The sequence below is a fragment of the Elioraea tepidiphila DSM 17972 genome (genome assembly GCF_000378465.1).
GTDB classification, from domain to species: domain Bacteria; phylum Pseudomonadota; class Alphaproteobacteria; order Acetobacterales; family Acetobacteraceae; genus Elioraea; species Elioraea tepidiphila.
Genome location: NZ_KB899953.1, coordinates 1 through 13,965, shown reverse-complemented (window position 1 = coordinate 13,965; position 13,965 = coordinate 1). Strand labels below are relative to the sequence as shown.

Sequence of the window (13,965 nt, the reverse complement as noted above, 5' to 3'; positions counted from 1 at the left end):
AGCAGCTTCTCCGGCGCAATCGAGTCCCGACCGCCCGCCGCGTAGAGCCGGTCGAACTCGCCAGACAGCCGCTCCAGCGCGCGGTTCACCAGATCCCGGATCGGTCGCAGCGGGTGATCCGGCGGCACCAATGCCTCCAAGCTCACATAGCTGAACATCGAACCCGTCTGCCGATCCGATCCCCGCATCGCTACAGCCCACCCCGCCGCCAACCAGCAGCAGCAGCGAATCAGGCCATGAGCGATTCGAACAGCCGAATTTCCGCAGCCTGTTAGCGGGAAGGTTTGGTCACCGCCTGCGGGCCGGGCCGGCGCGCAACCGAGCCGAGAATGAACAGCACGATCAGGATGTTGAGCGCGTTCCAGACGATGCCGTTCAGGAACGCGGCGCGGTAGGAGCCGGTCGCGTCGTAGATCGCCCCCGACAGCCAGCCTCCGAGCGCCATGCCGATGATCGTCATGGTCATGACGATGCCGACGCGCCGCCCGGCTTCGTGCGCGGGCAGGTACTCGCGCACGATGATCGCGTAGGAGGGCACGATGCCGCCCTGCGACAGTCCGAACACGGCGGAGACGATGTAGAGCGAGGCAAGCCCGTTGAAGGGGATGTAGGCGCCGAGTGAGAGCGCCTGCAGCACCGAGCCCAGCAGCAGCACCCGCGCGCCACCGATGTAATCGGCGAGGAAGCCCGAGGCGAGCCGGCTGACGACACCGCCCGCGAGCATCAGCGCGAGCATCTCCGAGCCGCGCGCGACGCCGAAGCCGAGATCGACGCAGTAGGCGACGATGTGCACCTGCGGCATCGACATCGCCACACAGCAGCCGAGCCCGGCGATCGAGAGCAGGATCTGCAAGGAGCGCGGCGTCAGCCCGGCGGCGGTCAGACGGCTCGCCTGCGCTGCCGCCTCGGCCGCGCCCGCGATCGGCGGTGGCCGGGCGCGCAGCTTCGCCGCAAGCGGGGTCATCAGCAGCAGACAGATCGCGCCGATCGCGAGGTAGGTCGTGCGCCAGCCATGGGCCGGCAGGGTGAGCTGCATCGCCAGTGGCCAGACCGCGCCGGCGACGTAATTGCCGGTTGCGGCGGCGGCCACCGCGATGCCGCGGCGGCGGCGGAACCAGTGCGAGAGATCGGCGATCAGCGGCGAGAAGGTCGCGGCCGCGCCGAAGCCGATCACACCTTGCAGGATCGCGAACGGAATGACCGAATCGACCGCGGCCGCAAGAGCGTAGCCGGCGGCGAGGCAGACGATCCCCGCAAGCAGTGGCGGGATCACGCCGGTGCGGTCCATGATCCGCCCGAGCAGCACATTGCCCGAGGCGAAGCCAAGCATGGTGAGGGTGTAGGGCAGCGAGGCGTCGCCGCGCGTCACGCCGAACTCGGCCTGCACCGCGGGCAGCACCACCACGATCGACCACATCCCGACGCTGCCGATCGTGCCGAGCAGCATGCAGACGACCAGCCGGAGCCAGGCGCGGCGGCCGTCGATGTCGGCGCGTGTGCCCTGAGGTGTGGCGTGCATGCGTGGCATGGGGGCATAACGACGGGGGCGCCGCCAGCCTGCCGACGTCAACCCAGGGATGTGTCGATCCCGGAGGGGGCTGCCGTGACGGGTCAGCCGGACGGCGCCATTCCTGCGGCGGCGAGCGCCTGTCGCCCTTCGCCTTCGCAGGCCTCGTCCATGCGGGCGAGCCAGTCGAGCATGACGTCGCTCCGCTCGAGCGGGGGCAGCCGGCTGGTCATGCGCCACCACATGAAGGTGCCGTACAGGGCGTAGTCGGCGTAGTTCGGCGTCCCGCCGGCGAGATGGGGCTGCTTTCGCAGCACGCGCCGCGCCGGTTCGAGCAGCAGGCGGAACGATGGCAGCTCCGCCTGCGGGTCCGGGCACACCTCCTCCAGCCGCTTGCCGAACCGCTTCTCGCGCGTGGTGCGGAAATAGTCGCGGTCATCGGGATGCAGGCAGGCGAAGATGTCCATCAGGATCGGCCGCGATGCACCGAGCTGCACGGTCCGGTCGGTCCAGGCCGCGACGAAGCGGGCGAGGGCGGCACCGGGCGCACTGCCGAACAGGCTCGGCCGGTCCGGGTACCGCTCCTCCAGATACTCGGCGATCGCCATGCTGTCGTGCACCCAACGCTCGCCGTCGCGGATCACCGGCACGAGCCGTGCGCCGGCCGGCGCGATCCGCGCCTTCTCGGTGAAGCGCCAGGGCACACCCTCGAAGGCGAGCCCCTTGTGGCGAAGGCTCATGCGGATGCGCCAGCAATAGGGACTGAACCGGCGCGCATCCTCCGCGCCGGTCAGCTCATAGAGGATGATCACGCCGCGCGCGGACCGTGCTTGCCCGCTGCGATGCTCGCCGCGGTCTGGCCGAACAGGATGCGTCGGCGCTCCTCGTCCATCGGCGCCTGCGCCGTCTGGTACTGCTTGCCGAGCTCGTAGGCGCGCTGCACGGCCGGCCGGGCCGCGATCCGCTCGAGCCAGGCCTTCAGGTGCGGGAAGTCGTCGATCCTCTGGCCCTGCCGCTCATGCGGCACCACCCAGGGATAGCAGGCCATGTCGGCGATCGAGTAGTCGCCGGCCAGGAAGTCGCGCCCCTCCAGGCGCTTGTTCATCACGCCGTAGAGACGGTTCACCTCGTTCTCGTAGCGGGCGATCGCGTAGGGCAGCTTCTCCGGCGCGTAGGCGCGGAAATGCGTGTTCTGCCCTGACATCGGGCCGAGCCCGCCCATCTGCCAGAACAGCCACTCCAGCGTCGCTGTGCGTCCGCGCAGATCGGGCGCGATGAAGCGGCCGTGCTTCTCGGCGAGATAGAGCAGGATCGCGCCGGACTCGAAGACGCTGAGCGGCTCGCCACCATCGGCTGGCGCGTGATCGACGATCGCCGGCATGCGGTTGTTCGGCGCGATCTTCAGGAAGGCGGGATCGAACTGCTCGCCCTTGCCGATGTTGATCGGCTTGATCGTGTAGGGCGTGCCGGTCTCTTCGAGAAAGATCGTGATCTTGTGGCCGTTCGGCGTCGGCCAGTAGTAGAGGTCGATCATGATGGCTCCTTGCCGGGCGTGATGCAGCCTCGCTTGGTCATCCGGGACCGGAGCATGGCATAGGTGCTCCTGTCCACCGCCCGGGGGACGGCAGGGGTGGCCTGCGCTCCGCGCAAAGCTCGGCCCGTCACATCAGATCGAGCGCGTCCTCGAGCGACAGGACCTGATCATTGATCCAGGCATCGGTGATCGCGGTCTCGTCGGCGCGATCGCCGGCGGCGAGCGGATCATGCGCTGTGAGCCGATGGTCCAGCACCAGGCGCGCGAGCGTGACGCGCCGCGCATCGCCACCGCGCGCGGCGAGCGCCGTACCCTCCCACGCAAACAGCACCGCACAGGCCGCGTGGTAGAGCCCGGAGGCGGCCTGCCGGTACAGCCCGTCGTCGCCGGTCTCGGCCACCTCCTCGGCGAAGCGCGCGGCGCGGTTCAGCGCCTCCGCGACAGGGCCTGCCACGGCGAGCGGGACATCGGCGAGCAGCGCGGTCAGCGCGGCGATGAAATCGGGCAGGCAGTTGCCGCGTTCGACGCCGCGCTTGATCGCGTCCTCCGCGACCACCGCCGAGGTGCCCTCCCAGATCGAGCCGAGATGGGCGTCGCGCAGCAGCCGCGGCTCGATGAAGTCCTCGATATAGCCGTTGCCGCCGCGCACCTCCATCGCATCGCCGATCGCGGCGCGCGCATCGCGGCAGGCGCGGAACTTGAGCAAGGGTGTGGCCAGCCGCAGCACCCGCGCAGCCGTCTCATCCCCCGTATCGGCACGATCCATGGTCGCCGCGCAGAACAGCGTGAAGGACAGAGCCTCCTCCGCCGGCAGGCGAATCTTCATCAACGTCCGCCGCATGATGGGGAAGGCGATCGTGCTGCGGCCGAACGCGGCGCGTCCCTGCGCGGCGATGGTCGCCTCGATCAACGCGCGCCGCATCATCCCGGCCGAGCGCACGCCGTTGGAGAGGCGCGAGAGGTTCACCATGGTCGCCATCTGCGCGAAGCCGCGTGTGACATCGCCGACGAGGTAGGCGGTTGCGCCCTCGAGCACGATCTCGCCCGAGGCCATGTCGCGCGTGCCGAGCTTGTCCTTGAGGCGAACGATCCGGTAGCGGTTCGGCGTGCCGTCATCGAGCAACCGCGGCAGGAGGAACAGGCCGAGCCCCTTGGTGCCCGGCGCGCCCGTGGCGCGCGCCAGCACCAGCGCGGCATCGGCCCCCGCGTTCGAGCAGAACCACTTGTCGCCGGTAAGACGCCAGGTTCCGTCCGGCTGGCGCGCGGCGATCGTCTCGATCGCGCCGACATCCGAGCCGGCCTGGCGTTCGGTCATGAACATCGCGCCTGACGCCCAGGTCGCGGGGTCCTGGCTGGTCAGGCGCGGCAGCCAACGCTCCTGCAACTCGGGCGAAGCATAGAGGCGCAGCACCTTCGCCATCGTATCCGTCATGGAGATCGGGCAGAGCAGCCCGAACTCGGCATGCGCGAACAGGTACTGGAACGCATACTTCGCCACCGCCGGCAGCGGTTCGGGCCAATCCAAGACGCCCGGGCGATGCACCATCGCCGCGAGCCCGAACCGGCCGAGCCCGATCCGCTGCATCGCCGTGTAGGACGGGTGGTGGCGGACCTCGTTGACCGTCGTGCCGAAACGGTCGCGCGGCACGAGTTCCGGGCCGTTGCGATCGGCCTCGCGCGCCAGCCTATCGAGCTCACCGCCCGCGAGCTCGCCGAGCGCCTCGAGATGCGGTTCGAGATGCGCGCGCAACGCTGTCGGCAGATAGAGATCGAGCAGCAGCGAGAGCGACGGATCGACCCGGTAGAGGTTCAACCCGGTCGCATCCGGGGCGACGCCATGGCGGTCGCGTGTCGCGAGGCCTCCTTCCGGCATCGGCGTTCCTCCCTCCTGGACCGTTTCGACCAGCCGATGCTACCACATGACCAGGGCGAACCGCCCTGGAGGGGGAAACGGCGTGGAGACGGCCGAGCTGCAGCGGCTCACGGGCATCGCGCGCGGCATCGCCACGGTCCTTGGCGTCGCCGGCATCCTTTTCGCGGTTAACCAGCACTTCAATCTTCAGTTCCTCGTCGGCCGTGTGGTGCTGGACAACCGCTACCTGTTCCTGATCGGCGCGGTGTTCCTCCCTGTCGTGTTCCTCGGCTATCCCGGCTGGCGCCGTGCGCGCGCAAGCATCCCCGCGATCGACTGGCTGCTCGCGGCCGCCGCGGCTGGCGTGTTCATCTGGCTCGCCACCGCGGCCGACCGCGTCCTGCTGGAGGGCTGGGAATATGCCGCGCCCGAGACGGCGCGTTGGATCGCGGTCGCGGCCTGGATGCTCGTGATCGAGGCCGCGCGCCGCGCCGGCGGTATCGCGATTGCCGTGATCGTGTTCCTGATCTCGCTCTACCCGACCGTCGCGGACGCCATGCCCGGGCCCATCTCCGGCATCGCCACACCGTTCCTCGATGCGATGGCCTTCCACGTATTCTCGACCGAGAGCGCGTTCGGCATCCCGATGCGCGCGTTCGGCGAACTCGTCGTGGGCTTCATCGTGTTCGGCGTGGCGATGAACCATACCGGCGCCGGGCGGTTCTTCACCGATCTCGCCTTCGGGCTGGTCGGACGGTGGCGTGGTGGTGCGGCCCAGGTCGCGGTGATCTCCTCGGGGTTGCAGGGTTCGATCTCGGGCAGCGTGATCTCGAACGTGATCGCCTCGGGCGTGGTGACGATCCCGGCGATGAAGCGCACCGGTTTCGCGTCGCACACGGCCTCGGGCGTGGAGTGCGTCGCCTCCACCGGCGGCGTCCTGATGCCGCCCGTGATGGGCTCGACCGCGTTCGTCATGGCCTCCTTCCTGGGCATCCCCTATGTCGAGGTCGCGGTCGCGGCGGCCATTCCGGCGCTGCTGTTCTATTTCGGCCTCGTCGTGCAGATCGACGGCTATGCCGCGCGCCAGCGCCTCGGCCGCGTCGCGGAGTCCGAGATCCCGCCGGTCCGCACCACGCTCGCGCGCGGCTGGCCCTTCATCGCCGTGTTCGCGCTCCTGGTCTGGGCCATGCTGCGCCACAACCAGGAGAGCCTGGCTCCCTGGTACGCGACCGCGCTGATGCTGGTGATCAACCAGGTCCTGCCTGACCGGCGCCTCGGCCTCGCCCAGCTCACCGGCTTTTTCGCCGACTGCGCGCGCGCGCTCGCCGAACTCGTCGCGATCCTGCTCGGCGTCGGGCTGATCGTCGGTGCCTTCGCCATGACGGGCATGGCGGGGACGCTTGCCAACGACCTCGTCTTCCTCGCCGGCGACTCCACGCTCGTGCTGCTGCTGATGGGCGCGGTCACGGCCTTCATCTTCGGCATGGGGATGACGGTGACCGCCTGCTACATCTTCCTTGCGATCACGCTCGCGCCGGCCCTGGTGCGCGGCGGGCTTGATCCGCTCGCAGTGCATCTCTTCATCATGTACTGGGGCATGGTGAGCTTCATCACCCCGCCGGTGGCGCTTGCGGCCTTCGCGGCCGCCTCGGTCGGCAAGGCGAACCCGATGCGCACCGGCTTCGAGGCGATGCGGCTCGGCTCGGCGATCTATCTCGTGCCGTTCTTCTTCGTGCTGAACCCGGCACTGATCCTGAAGGGCGACACCTGGGAGGTCGGGCTGGTGATCGCCACCGCGGTGATCGGCATCGTGCTGTTCGGCTCGGCGCTGCAAGGATACCTTGTGGGCTTCGGGGCGATGCGCGGCAATCCGGTCGGGTTGCTCGCGCGCGTGCTGCTGGCCGCGGGCGGCATCGCCTTCGCCCTTCCCGGCGGCGAGTTGACCGGATTCACGCACGCCACACTTGTGATCGCCGCGGTCGCCCTCGCCGGGCTCGCGCTGCTGCTGCTGCGCTTCGGCGGCGGCGCGAGCCGGGTTGCGGCGGCGTGACGCGCGCGCCATGTTGATGGCAACGACACGTTCCAGGGAGGGCGATTGATGATCCGCACCACGCTCGCTGCCGGCCTCCTGGTCGCCGGCACCGCGACCGCGCTCGCACAGGCGCCGCCCATCCAGTTGCCGTCCACGATCGCCGTCACGGCCTATGACGTCGGCTCGGGCGGGTACAATCAGGTGGTCGCGATCGGCAATGCGCTGCGCCAGCGGCTGAACGTCAGCCTGCGCGCATTGCCCGGACGCAACGACATCGCCCGCCAGGTGCCCTTGCGCGACGGGCGCGCGCAGTTCGGCTATCTCGGGGTCGCCTCCTATTTCAGCCAGGAGGGCGTCTACGAGTACGGCGCCAGCCGCGAGTGGGGGCCGCAGGACATCCGGCTCGTGCTGCTGAACAACTCCGATCAGTTGCTGACGATCATCACGGCGCGCGACGCCAATATCCGCACGCTCGCCGATCTGCGCGGCAAGCGCGTGGCCTGGGTCGCCGGCGCGCCGAGCCTGAACGGCAACATCACGGCGCTCATGGCGTTCGCGAACCTGAGCTGGAACGATGTCCAGCGCGTCGATTTCGGCGGCTACGGCGCGTCGATGACAGGGCTGATCAACGGCCAGGTGGATGCGGCCTTCGCCTCCACCATTGCGGGGCCGGTGTATCAGCTCGCCGCCTCGCCGCGCGGAGTGCACTATCCGCCGGTGCCGCACAACGACACCGAGGGCTGGGCGCGCATCCGCGCCAAGGCGCCGTTCTACATCCCCGGCATCGGCAAGGAGGGCGCCGAGATCACGCCTGACCGGCCGGTCGAGGGCGCGACCTATCCCTATCCGATCCTCTCCACCTATGCCGCCACGGACGAGGCGCTCGTCTACAACTTCGTGCGCGCCCATCTGGCGTTCTACGACGACTACAAGGCCGCGGCGCCGGGCAATGTCGGCTGGGCGCTCGAGCGGTAGCGGATCGACTGGGTGCTGCCCTGGCATCCCGGAGCCGTCCGCGCGCTGAAGGAAGCGGGCGTGTGGAAGCCCGAGCACGACGCGCACAACGAGGCGCTGCTGAAGCGTCAGCAGGTGCTCCAGACGGCGTGGCGGGGCTTCGTCGGCAACGCGCCATCCGACGCCGAAGCCTTCGCGGCGGCGTGGCTGAAGGCACGCGCGGATGCGCTGAAGGCGGCGAACCTGCCCGTGATCTTCGAGAACTGAGCCCGTGTTCGCCCCCGGTCTCCTTGCCGGCAAACGGATCCTGGTGACCGGGGGCGGCACCGGCTTGGGCCGCTCGATGGCCGGACGCTTCGCCGAGCTCGGCGCGGACCTCATCCTGGTCGGTCGCCGCCTCGATGTGCTTCAGGCCGCCGCGGCGGAGATCGGCGCGGCGACCGATGTCGAGGTGACGACGTACAGCGTCGATGTGCGCGATCCGGTGGCGGTCGATGCGGCGATCGACGCGTGCTTCGAGCGCGGCGGCCTCGACGTGCTGGTGAACAACGCCGCCGCCAACTTCATCGCGCGCACCGAGACGCTGAGCCATCGCGCCGCCGATGCGGTGCTGAACATCACCCTGCACGGCCCGCTCTACGCGACCATGGCGGCCGGCCGACGCTGGCTCGCGGCCGGGCGCCCAGGCGTGGTGCTGTCGATCGTCGCGACCTATGCCTGGACCGGCAGCCCTTATGTCGTGCCCTCGGCCATGGCCAAGGCTGGGTTGCTGGCCATGACCCAGTCGCTTGCGGTCGAGTGGGGCGGCAAGGGCATCCGCACGGTGGCGATCGCGCCTGGGCCGTTCCCGACCAAGGGCGCGTGGGAACGGCTGTTCCCGCGCGAGGATCTCGCTGCGCACGTCGTCACCACCGTGCCGCTGAAGCGCGTGGGCGAGCACGCAGAGCTCGCCAACCTGGCCGCCTACCTCGTCTCCGACCAGGCGGCCTACATCAACGGCGCCTGCGTGACGATCGACGGCGGGCGTTGGCTGCGCGGGGCGGGCAATTTCAGCTTCCTGGAGGGGCTAACGGAAGCCGAATGGGAGAGCTTCCGGCCGAAGAAGGAGGCGAAATCCTCGGCGTGACGGGGGTTCCGTTCGCCCGCAGTCCACGCCACATGTGCGCGCGATGGATGGATTGCCTCGGACGCTGACGCCGCTCGCGGCGCTGCTCGATCGGATCGTCGCGATCTCGCCGCTCATGCGCACCGAGAGCGTTCCGCTCGCGCAGGGCTTCGGGCGGGTGCTGGCCGAGGCGCTCAGGGCCGAAGGCCCGCTGCCGGCGCGTCCCGTGGCGCGGCGGTCCGGCGTCGCGGTGCGGGCCGAGGAGACCCTGGGCGCCGGGCCTTACGCGCCCGCCCTGCTCACGCTTGCCGAACCCGTGCCAGCGGGCGGTGTGCTGCCCTCGGGCGCGGATGCCGTGCTGGCGCACGAGGCCGTCGAGGAGATCGGCACCGGGTTCGCCGCGACGGTCCCGGCCGCACCGGGAGACGGCGCGGTCGGCGCCGGCGGCGAGGCCGCGCCCGGGGCGCTGCTGGTGCCCTCCGGGACCGTGCTCGGGCCGACGCACATCGCGGTCGCGGCGGCGCTCGGGCGCGAGCGGCTGACGGTGCGCGCCGAGCCGCGCGTCGCGGTCCGGCTCGACGGGCCGGCGGGGCTGTTTCTGCGCGCGGTGGTGGGCGACGCTCCCGGCCCGCCCGACGTGATCGTGCGACCCGCCTCCGGCAAGCCCTGTCTTGCCGCGCGCCCCATCGAGACGGTCGAGCTCGCCGCGGCCGAGGGCGTCCCCATCCTACGCCTGCCCCATGACGCGGCGGCGTGGCTCGGCTGGTGCGCGCTCGGGGCGCCGATGCTCCGGCGGCTCACCGGCCGACCCGAGCCGGAGCCGGTCACGGCGCGCCTCTCCGGCCGGATCGCCTCCGCGGTCGGGATGACCGACCTCGTGCTGGTGCGGCTCTGCGGCGAGACCGCCGAGCCGCTCGCCTCGCCCGATGCGCCCACGCTCGCGGCACTGGCTGCGGCCGACGGGATGGTGGTGATCCCGCCCGAGAGCGAGGGGTTGCCGGCCGGGGCCGCCGTCGCGGTGCAGCGGTTCTGCTGATGCCGCCGCTCGACGCGATGGCCGCGGTGCGTGCCGCCGCCCGACAGGAGCAGTTCCTGGAGGTGGTGTCCGAGGAGGAGGCGCGGCGCCGCTTCGCCGCCGCCTTCACGCCGCATCCGCTCGGCGCCGAGACCGTCCCGCTTGGCTCGGCGCTCGGGCGCGTGCTGGCCGAGGACGTGATCGCCGGCGTCGATGTGCCGGGCTTCGACCGCTCGATCGTGGATGGCTTCGCCGTGCGCGCCGCCGACACGCTCGGCGCGTCGGAAGTGGCGCCGGTGCGGCTGCGGCTGAACCCCGAGGTGTTGGCGTGCGGCCACCCGCCGGCGCTGACCGTCGAGCCCGGCACCGCGAGCGTGATCGCGACGGGCGGGATGATGCCGCGCGGCGCGGATGCCGTGGTGATGGTCGAGCACGCCGAGCCGGGCGAGGACGACACGGGTGCGTGGATCGCCCTGCGCCGGCCGGTCGCGCCGGGCGCGCATGTCGGCGGCGCGGGCGGCGACATCGCGCGCGGCGAGACCGTGCTGCGCCGCCTCCGCGTGCTGACCAGCCGCGAGCTCGGCATGCTGGCCGCCGTGGGCCGCGCCGAGGTGGAGGTGCTGCGCCGGCCGCGGGTCGCGGTGCTCTCGACCGGCGACGAACTGGTCGCGCCCGGTACGCCGGCGCGTCCGGCCGGCGTTTACGACAGCAACGGCGCGATCGTCGCCGCGGCGGTGGTCGAGGCCGGCGGCGAGGCGTTCCCGCTCGGCATCGTGCCGGACGACGAGGCGGCGCTGGAGCGCGCGCTCACCGAGGCGCTGGGCAAGGCCGATCTTGTGGTGCTGTCGGGCGGCACCTCGAAGGGGGCGGGCGATCTCTGCTACCGCGTGGTCTCGCGGCTGGGGCGGGTCGTCGTGCATGGGGTGGCGCTGAAGCCGGGCAAGCCGCTCTGCCTGGCGGTCGCGGACGGCAAGCCGCTGGTCGTGCTGCCCGGTTTCCCGACCTCGGCGGTGTTCACCTTCCACGGCTTCGTCGCGCCGCTGATCCGGGCGATGGCCGGGCTTGCCGAGACCGAGGCTGAGACCGTCGAAGCGCGGCTCGCGGTGCGCCTGCCCTCGGAACTCGGGCGCACCGAGTACGCCATGGTCTCGCTGGTCCAGAACGACACCGGCCTTGCCGCCTACCCGCTGGCCAAGGGCTCGGGCGCGGTGACGGCGTTCTCGCTCGCCGACGGGTTCGTCGCTGTGCCCGCGCTCGCCGAGGCGGTGGAGGCGGGCGCGCCGGTCGCCGTCACCCTGATCGGGCGCGGCATCCGTCCGGCCGACCTGGTGGTGATCGGCAGCCACTGCGTCGGGCTCGACCGGATCGCCGGGCTGCTCGCCGAGCGTGGCGTCAGCGCCAAGGTGCTGAACGTGGGCTCGCTCGGCGGGCTGGCCGCGGCGCGGCGCGGCGAGACCGACCTCGCGCCGATGCACCTGCTCGACCCCAAGACCGGCATCTACAACCGCCCGCTGCTGCCCGCCGGCGTGGCGCTGATCCCGGGCTGGCGGCGCATGCAGGGGATCGTGTTCCGCTCCGGCGACCCGCGCTTCGAGGGCCGCAGCGCGGAGGACGCGGTTGCCGCCGCGCTCGCCGACCCCGCCTGCCTGATGGTGAACCGCAACGCCGGCAGCGGCACGCGGGTGCTGATCGACGCGCTGCTCAAGGGCGCCCGTCCGCCCGGGTTCCTGAACCAGCCGAAGAGCCACAACGCGGTCGCCGCCGCGGTCGCGCAAGGCCGCGCCGACTGGGGGGTGGCGATCGCCACCGTCGCGCGCGACTACGGCCTCGGCTTCCTCCCGCTCGCCGAGGAGCACTACGACTTCGCCGTGCCCGAGGCCCGGCTCGATCGCGCCCCGGTACGCGAATTCCGCGACCTTTTGACCGAGCCCGCCACGCGCGCGGCGTTGACGGCGCTGGGGTTCTCGCCGTCATCCTGAGCGCGAGGGGAGGGTCCTCATGCGCCTGCTCGTCGCCCTGCTGCTTGTCCTCGCGACTCCGGCCGCCGCGGAACTCCGCGGCCATGGCGGCCCGGTGAAGGCGATCGCCGTCAGCCCCGACGGCGCGCACGTGGTGTCGGGCAGTTTCGACCAGTCGGCGATCCTGTGGTCGCCCGCGCGCGGCGCGGCCGAGGCGGTGCTGCGCCTGCACGAGGGCGCGGTCGACGCGGTCGCCTTCCTGCCGGACGGCCGCTTCGTCACTGGCGGCGAGGACGGGCGGATCGCGCTCTGGCGCGAGGGCAGCGGCGCGCCGGTGCGCGTGTTCGCCGGCCACGAGGCGCGCGTCGCCGCGGTGGCCGCGTCGCCGGACGGCCAGCGCATCGCCTCCGCCTCCTGGGACCGCACCGTGCGCGTCTGGGCGGTCGAGACCGGCGAGGCGCGCGTGTTCCAGGGCCACACCGAGAACGCGGTGAACGCGGTCGGCTGGACGCCCGACGGGTCCGCCGTGGTGTCCGCCGGCTATGACGGCACGGTGCGGCTCTGGCCGCTCGCCGGCACCCCGCGCGTGCTGGCCGAGGTGGGGTTCCCGCTGAACGCGCTCGCCGTGCTGCCGGACGGCACGGTCGCCGCCGCCGGGGCCGAGGGCACGGTGTTCCTGATCCCGCCCGACGGCACCGCGCCGCGGCGGCTCGATGCCGGCACCGCGCCGCTGATCACGCTGGCGGCCAACCGCGACGGCACGCGCCTCGCCGCCGGCGGCATCCGCGGCAGTGTCGCGATCTGGGCCCTGCCCGAGGGGCGGCTGATCCGCTCGCTCACCGGCCCCGGCCTGCCCGTCTGGGCAGCCGCCTTCGCCCCCGACGGCGTGCTCTGGACGGGCGGGTCCGACCGCCGGGTGCGGCGCTGGGACCCGGAGACGGGGGCGCATCTCGGCGGCGCGGTGACGGGCCCCGAGGAGGAGGCGGCCTCCGACCACCCGGGTGCCCGGGTGTTCCGCGCCTGCGCCGCCTGCCACACGCTGAAGGGCGACAGCGCCAACCGCGCCGGCCCCACCCTCGCCGGGCTGTTCGGGCGGCGCATCGCCACCGTGCCCGACTACCCGTTCAGCGAGGCGCTCAGGGGCATGGACATCGTCTGGACGCGCGAGACGGTCGCGAAGCTGTTCACGCTGGGGCCCGCGACCTACACGCCCGGGACCAAGATGCCCGAGCAGGTTGTGGGCAACGCGGACGACCTGGAGGCGCTGCTGGACTTCCTGGAGCGCGAGACCGGGGGGTAGGCCTGAACCACCCCGGGTTTGCCGGAGGCTCCGGCAAAACCGGAGCGGTTCACCATTCGCACTCGGCGAGGAAGAGGTGGAAACTTCTGCGCGGGATGCCGTTGTAGCGGCGCAGGTGGGGCTTGGCCTGGCTCCAGAAGTTCTCGATGCCCTTGATGTGGGCACGGCCCTGGGCATAGCCGCGGCCCTTGTACCGCCCTCCGGGCGTTGCCTGCGGCTCGATCCGCACGTGGTGGAACTCGGAGACATCGAGCACGTCGTAGCTGAAGTAGCCGTCGCTGTAGACGATCGCGTCGGGCTGCACGCGCTGGCGGATGATCGGCATCAGGGTGGTCGAGCGCAGGTTCGGGATCATCACGGCGTGCACCTGGCCGCCGCGCTTGAGCAGGCCGAACACCGGCACCTTGCCGGCAGCACCCCGGCCGCGGATGCCTTTGCGGTAGCCGCCGAAGTAGCTCGCGTCGACCTCGACCCCGCCGGCAAAGGGCTGCGCCTCTCGGGTGCGGGCGAAGATGATCTCGCGCAGCTCGCGATGGAACAGGATCGCGCCGTTGCGGTGGATGCCGACCAGCTCGGCCGCGACCCGTGCCGGCGTACCGGCCACGAAGTGCTCAAGCAGCCGCCGCTGAACCCCCAACGCCAGACGGCTCCGACGACGCTCAACCATCTGACCAACCCAGCCTTTCACCGCTTAGCCAGGTCAGCCCC

The 13,965-nt window shown here is 71.6% G+C and carries 12 protein-coding genes and 1 pseudogene; 7 read left to right on the top strand and 6 right to left on the bottom strand.

Features of this window, described 5'->3' with window-relative positions:
* The 5 genes from F563_RS25795 to F563_RS0120690 form a co-directional block, all read right to left on the bottom strand.
* Positions 1-188: transposase (locus F563_RS25795; protein WP_026299768.1), on the bottom strand; the 188-nt coding region annotated here is incomplete at its 3' end.
* Between the two features lie 83 nt (positions 189-271).
* On the bottom strand, positions 272-1,519 hold the full coding sequence (locus F563_RS23600; protein ID WP_019016605.1) for an MFS transporter: 1,248 nt from the start codon (positions 1,517-1,519) through the stop codon (positions 272-274).
* Between the two features lie 92 nt (positions 1,520-1,611).
* Positions 1,612-2,319, bottom strand: coding sequence for a glutathione S-transferase family protein (locus F563_RS0120700; RefSeq protein ID WP_019016604.1), 708 nt, complete (start codon positions 2,317-2,319; stop codon positions 1,612-1,614).
* Complete coding sequence (locus F563_RS0120695; RefSeq protein ID WP_019016603.1) at positions 2,316-3,041, bottom strand: glutathione binding-like protein; 726 nt, start codon at positions 3,039-3,041, stop codon at positions 2,316-2,318. Before F563_RS0120695 ends, F563_RS0120700 begins: the two co-directional genes overlap by 4 nt.
* Before the next feature lie 127 nt (positions 3,042-3,168).
* Complete coding sequence (locus tag F563_RS0120690; RefSeq protein ID WP_019016602.1) at positions 3,169-4,914, bottom strand: acyl-CoA dehydrogenase family protein; 1,746 nt, start codon at positions 4,912-4,914, stop codon at positions 3,169-3,171.
* Positions 4,915-4,996: 82 nt separating this feature from the next.
* On the opposite strand from F563_RS0120690, the gene F563_RS0120685 reads away from it, so the two are divergent.
* The 7 genes from F563_RS0120685 to F563_RS0120660 are packed head-to-tail and all read left to right on the top strand — an operon-like array spanning position 4,997 to position 13,257.
* Positions 4,997-6,943, top strand: a complete 1,947-nt coding sequence (locus F563_RS0120685) for a TRAP transporter permease (protein WP_019016601.1) — start codon at positions 4,997-4,999, stop codon at positions 6,941-6,943.
* 48 nt (positions 6,944-6,991) lie between these two features.
* A complete protein-coding gene (locus F563_RS23595) occupies positions 6,992-7,900 on the top strand; it encodes a TAXI family TRAP transporter solute-binding subunit (RefSeq protein ID WP_019016600.1) in 909 nt (302 codons plus the stop codon).
* Positions 7,901-7,912: 12 nt separating this feature from the next.
* A complete protein-coding gene (locus tag F563_RS25460; protein ID WP_019016599.1) occupies positions 7,913-8,146 on the top strand; it encodes a hypothetical protein in 234 nt (77 codons plus the stop codon).
* Positions 8,147-8,150: 4 nt separating this feature from the next.
* Positions 8,151-9,005, top strand: a complete 855-nt coding sequence (locus tag F563_RS0120675; protein WP_019016598.1) for an SDR family oxidoreductase — start codon at positions 8,151-8,153, stop codon at positions 9,003-9,005.
* 43 nt (positions 9,006-9,048) lie between these two features.
* Complete coding sequence (locus tag F563_RS0120670) at positions 9,049-10,020, top strand: MoeA family protein (protein ID WP_035575821.1); 972 nt, start codon at positions 9,049-9,051, stop codon at positions 10,018-10,020.
* Positions 10,020-11,978, top strand: a complete 1,959-nt coding sequence (locus F563_RS0120665) for a molybdopterin biosynthesis protein (protein WP_019016596.1) — start codon at positions 10,020-10,022, stop codon at positions 11,976-11,978. Before F563_RS0120670 ends, F563_RS0120665 begins: the two co-directional genes overlap by 1 nt.
* Positions 11,979-11,997: 19 nt before the next feature.
* Complete coding sequence (locus F563_RS0120660; RefSeq protein ID WP_019016595.1) at positions 11,998-13,257, top strand: c-type cytochrome; 1,260 nt, start codon at positions 11,998-12,000, stop codon at positions 13,255-13,257.
* A gap of 52 nt (positions 13,258-13,309) precedes the next feature.
* On the opposite strand, the pseudogene F563_RS0120655 reads toward F563_RS0120660, so the two are convergent.
* Positions 13,310-13,924 (bottom strand): annotated as a pseudogene (locus F563_RS0120655) (IS1595 family transposase); the annotation flags it as partial.
* Positions 13,925-13,965 lie beyond the last annotated feature (41 nt).